This window comes from Ideonella azotifigens (assembly GCF_006519715.1).
Lineage (GTDB): Bacteria > Pseudomonadota > Gammaproteobacteria > Burkholderiales > Burkholderiaceae_C > Ideonella > Ideonella azotifigens.
This window is the reverse complement of sequence record NZ_VIDT01000591.1, coordinates 1-3,453: the sequence shown is the minus strand read 5'-3', so window position 1 is coordinate 3,453 and position 3,453 is coordinate 1. Positions and strand designations below refer to the sequence as shown.

At 65.1% G+C, this 3,453-nt stretch carries 5 protein-coding genes; all 5 read right to left on the bottom strand.

Annotated features, from left to right (window positions below; genetic code table 11):
- Positions 1-174 precede the first annotated feature (174 nt).
- Positions 175-594 carry a hypothetical protein gene (locus tag FKP22_RS24590; protein WP_141290289.1) on the bottom strand — a complete coding sequence of 140 codons (420 nt, stop codon included), beginning with the start codon at positions 592-594 and terminating at the stop codon, positions 175-177.
- Positions 595-796: 202 nt separating this feature from the next.
- Positions 797-1,222, bottom strand: a complete 426-nt coding sequence (locus tag FKP22_RS24585; protein WP_141290288.1) for a PaaI family thioesterase — start codon at positions 1,220-1,222, stop codon at positions 797-799.
- Positions 1,223-1,317: 95 nt separating this feature from the next.
- On the bottom strand, positions 1,318-2,160 hold the full coding sequence (locus FKP22_RS24580) for an SPFH domain-containing protein (protein ID WP_141290287.1): 843 nt from the start codon (positions 2,158-2,160) through the stop codon (positions 1,318-1,320).
- Between the two features lie 702 nt (positions 2,161-2,862).
- Entirely contained in the window at positions 2,863-3,228 is a 366-nt protein-coding gene (locus tag FKP22_RS24575) for a hypothetical protein (RefSeq protein WP_141290286.1), read from the bottom strand.
- A 45-nt stretch (positions 3,229-3,273) separates the two neighbouring features.
- Complete coding sequence (locus tag FKP22_RS24570; RefSeq protein ID WP_141290285.1) at positions 3,274-3,390, bottom strand: TOBE domain-containing protein; 117 nt, start codon at positions 3,388-3,390, stop codon at positions 3,274-3,276.
- Positions 3,391-3,453: the final 63 nt, after the last annotated feature.

Below are 3,453 nucleotides of genomic sequence, written 5' to 3'. Positions count from 1 at the left end.
CCGCCGCTGGCCACGCCACCGCTGCCCATGTATGCCGTGTGGCACCTGCGGCACCAGGAGGACCCGGTGCACCGCTGGCTGCGCGCCGCATTGGCAGCGGAAGTTGAAGCGGCATTGGCCGCCGCGATCAATGCCCAGGACTCGGGCGGTGAACCCAGGTCCTGAAGATGGGACTCACTCCGCCTGCGGCGTGATCTTTTCAAACCTCAGGATGGCCGAACCGGTGTTGTCGTAGCAAGGCTCGTCGATGACGATGGCCGAGAACTTGCCAACGCCCTTCACCTTGAACTGCTGGGCTTTGCCAGCCTTCACGGCCAGGCCCCACCCCGTCTTGGCCGCGCTGCCACCGCGGATGACGACGGTGTCAATGAGGCAACCACCGGTGGGATCTTCACCGCCACAGCTCATGTCGTTGTCCACCAGCGAAACGGTGTAGCTGCCGGCGTCCAGCTGGAAGGTGGCCCGGCCGCCGGTCATCGTGTCCAGGCTCAGGCAGGCCGCCTTGGCGTCGATCAGCACGTCCTGCGCGATGGCACTGGTAGCGGCCACGGCCGCAAAACCCACAACAGCAATTTTCTTGATCGCGTTCAACATTTCGATTCCCCTTGATGATTCATTCCAAATGACGGCGGCCTGCACTTCCTGATGCTTGTCAGAAGCGAGGGGCCGCAGGGCTGGCAGCCGCATGTGCTCGCCTCGAAGGCGGGAGCCAGCAGTTGCCATGGCTGCGCATGCTAGGCAGCCTGCGTAGTCGGCCCGTAGTCAGAACCTGCGGGGATGGAAGGTTGACGGACCGTCAGGCCACCGGACCCGCCACGACCGACAGCAAGGTCTCGCCGGTGGCAACGAGCTTCTCGGCACCGGCCGCCTGGGCATACAACTCACAGGCGGTGAACACCTGCGACTTGCCTGGCTTGACGACACGCGCCCTGGCCACGAACCGCTCGCCCGTCGCCGGGCGCAGGCAGTTGACTGAAAAGTGCGAGGCCAGCACCCGCCCGGCGACGGTCGCCGCGGCGAAGCCGCAGGCCGTGTCGATGAGCGCGCCGATCAGTCCGGCATGCAGGAAGCCAGCGTACTGCCCGACTTCCGGCCGCCATGCCATGGCAATTTCGACCTTGCCAGGCTCCGCGCTGATGACCTCGATGCCGCACCATCGATTGAAGGCCGCAGTCTGGTTGATGGCTCGGATCTGGGCCAGCGGGTCAGGCAGTGAGTCCATTGCGATGCGTCCCGAGAAGGTAGACAAGGGCAATGTAGGCCGCGGGTTCGGGCGCGGCTGTCAAGGCGGGGACAATTGCCGCACGGCCCTTCCCGCTACCGGCCAACCAGCACAGGCGTGTTGCCTTGCACGATCACGCAGTTCTTGCTTTCCTTGCAGGCCTCCGAATAGCGTTTGATGCCCTCCAGCTGCACGAACTGCGCCGCGTCCAGCTTCATCTGCTCGCGGTAGGCGTTGTCCGCGTTGGCGCGGCTTTGCTCCGCCTGCAACCGTGAATCCTCGGCAAGCTTGCGCTGTGTCTCCGTCTTCTTGCGCTGCTGCTGCACCGCAGTCGCATTCATCTCGGCGATCACCGGTGCATCGGGCAAGGCCTTGCCCATGTTCACGTTGAGCAATTCGACGTGCAGGCCGGTCGCCTTGATGTGCTCCCGAAACTGCCGCGCGATTTCCTTTTCGATCGCCGCCAGGGTCTCCGGGTCCGTCATGATGGGCGTCATCGAATACTTCTTCGTCACGTCCCGGACGATGGTCCGGTATTGCTCCTTCAGGTTGTTCTCATACCAGCCGCTGGCACCGAACTTCTTGACCAGCTCGGCCGGATCCTTCCATTGGATGACGACGTAACTCGCGTAGTTGATGAAGTTGTTGTCCCCCGTGGCCAGATGCTCCAAAGGTTCGTCGCGTTTCGTCGGCACCAGCGAAACCTCCAAGCCATCGGTCGTCAGCCAGTACCAGGACAGACCCGGCTTCTGGGTTTCGTCGCGCGGGCCGCCGTGCCCGAAGAACCAGGGGTTGTCGATCAAGACGGTCTCCGACCCCGGCGGCGTCACGATGCGGTGACAGCCCGACAGGAGCAAGACGGAAAGAAGCAAGTTCAAGTGCCGCATGTTGGGTCCATGATGAAGAGAATGTCGGATTGCATCGCGGCGCAAGATCATTGCGCTGGTTGTTCGCAGGACGGCGTCGCAGGAGCCTCGTCACCTGAACCTTGCGCGCCCAGGGCGGCAGTTCGGCCGCCCGCGGAGACCGAAAACGGTCGGCAGTGCCCATTCTTCACCGTTGGCTGAGCAAGCAGGCAGGCCGTGTTGAACTGAACCATCACGGCGCCCCCGGCCTGGAGATGCGGTGAGCCATGCGCGGGATCGCCCCCCGGCGCTTTTTTCGGGCCATTATGGTCACTGGCGGGGTCGCGTAAAGCGCTGGTGAATGGCCAATCGGCATCAAGCCTTGCGCTCGAACACCACCTTCACATCTGCGGGCGCGGGCGAGACAGGGCGCTGAACTGACGAGGAAGTCGGCGCCGGCTTGGGCGTTAGCCAGGGCGTTGGTGGCGCTGACGCCGCCTGCGGGGGCAACGAGGGGCGCAGGCCGCGCTCGGCCAGGGCTTGGGCCTAGCTGCCCCACTTCCACGACCAGGCGCTTTTCGGGCTGGGCAGCGCGCAGCGCGGCGGGCCAGGAACAGGCTGCGTTCAGGGAAGACCAGCAAGGATTCGGACAGGCCCAGGCGGGGCATCACGGCGCCACCCGCGGCCACCGCACGCACGGCCGGCGCGCCGCTGCAGAGTGGCGCGTCTTCCGCCACCAGCAGCGCAGCAGTTCGTCGCTCAGGCGGTCCATGGCGCGGGCGCCCCACGCAGGTTTCAAAGGCGGGGAATGTGCTGCGGCGGCACGATCTCGAATCCGCTGTGGTGAGCCCGGCCGCCGCAGCTGCCCTCGCCTTCGATGACTTCCACGGTGCGCAACCACTGGCCGTTCAGGCAGCGCCAGGCCTCGAAGTCTTCGGCGCGCAGCATGCGCATGCAGGGCTGGTCTTCGTCGTCGAAGCTGTAGTCCCACTGCGAGAAGTGGTGGCGGTAGTAGCAGAGCAGGCCCAGCGCGTCGTAGCCGCGCCACTTGGAGGCAGGCACGCCGTCGTCGTGGTGCGATTCGATGCGCACCGGCCAGCAGACCTGGGCCTGCAGTTCGGCCGGCAGGCGCGCCTGCCAGCTCTGGGGTTCACGCTCCATGGTGTGTCTCTCCTTTGACCGGCCCTCAGCGACATTCAGCGCCCTTCAGCGCATCAGCGAGACGGCCTTGATCTGGGCGAAAAGGGGCTGGCCCACCGCCAGTTGCAGGCCTTCGAACGAACGCCGGGTGATGCGGGCAAGCAGGCGTGTAGCGGCGGGCATGGCTTGGGTCGCTTCCGAGATCGATGAACATGACGCGACATTTCGAGAAATCAAGAGCCACTA